The organism is Proteus sp. fly-1067 (assembly GCF_040139345.1).
Taxonomy (GTDB): Bacteria; Pseudomonadota; Gammaproteobacteria; order Enterobacterales; family Enterobacteriaceae; genus Proteus; species Proteus vulgaris_B.
Genome location: NZ_JBEEUL010000119.1, coordinates 1 through 677, shown reverse-complemented (window position 1 = coordinate 677; position 677 = coordinate 1). Strand labels below are relative to the sequence as shown.

Below are 677 nucleotides of genomic sequence, written 5' to 3'. Positions count from 1 at the left end.
GATCTATTTGCTTTTGGTGCACTTTCTGTAGATATCACTCAATCTATTGCTCATTTAACACATGAAACATTACAAGGTCGTTCATATAGACTGAATTATGCTAAATCATTTGATGAGATCCGTACTGATATTACTTTTGCTGGATATCGCTTTGCAGATCGAAACTATCGTACGTTAAGCCAATTTATGGAGCAGGAGCGAACGGGATATCAGCCACGGACAGCAAAAGAAAACTATCAAATTTATCTTAATAAGTATTTTGATGATTTTAATCTTTCATTGAATTATCAATACAGTACTTATTGGCAAGATAAGCCACAGACACAGTATGGATTATATGCCAGCACGAATATCAGTATTCCTGTGCTATCGCAACAAGATGCCAATATTTCATTATCGGCAACGCGTACTGAGCGTGATAACGGCTATAAAGATGATGCGATCAACCTGTATTTAACGATCCCTTTGTATAGCGGGCACAATATTACCTTTTCCGAGCTGTATTCGCGCGCCGGAGGTAATAACCAATATAACCATAGTGTTGGGTATAGCGGCTATAGCGACCGTGATAATTACAGCCTGAATGTTGGCTATAACCATGGACAAAATATGGAAAGTCAATCGAGTATCAGTGGCTATTATTCACGTGACTTATCGCAAGCTAACTTATCGGCGAA

General features: G+C 38.6%; 1 protein-coding gene. It reads left to right on the top strand.

Translation table 11 applies throughout. From position 1 onward, the window contains the following. Positions 1–677 (top strand): fimbria/pilus outer membrane usher protein (locus ABN217_RS19505; protein WP_349459890.1); only part of this gene is annotated, 677 nt, incomplete at both ends.